The organism is Shewanella sp. AS16 (assembly GCF_021412365.1).
Taxonomy (GTDB): Bacteria; Pseudomonadota; Gammaproteobacteria; order Enterobacterales; family Shewanellaceae; genus Shewanella; species Shewanella salipaludis.
Map to the genome: position 1 here is coordinate 1 of NZ_JAKCLK010000451.1, position 280 is coordinate 280.

Consider the following 280-nt stretch of genomic DNA (forward strand, 5'->3'; position numbering starts at 1 on the left):
TGGTCGCCGATAAACCGTGGATTGAAGATGTGATCCCGCACTATTACGGTAGTGAATGGTATGTCGCGCATAACGCCAGCTTTGACCGCCGCGTACTGCCTGAAATGCCCGGTGAGTGGATTTGCACTATGAAACTGGCCCGTCGTTTGTGGCCAGGGATCAAGTACAGCAATATGGCGCTATATAAAACACGGAAGCTCAATGTACAGACGCCGCCGGGCCTGCATCATCACCGCGCGTTGTATGACTGTTATATCACCGCCGCGTTGCTTATCGATAT

At 52.1% G+C, this 280-nt stretch carries 1 pseudogene; it reads left to right on the forward strand.

From position 1 onward, the window contains the following. Nucleotides 1–280: pseudogene (locus LZP73_RS21055) on the forward strand (hypothetical protein); the annotation flags it as partial.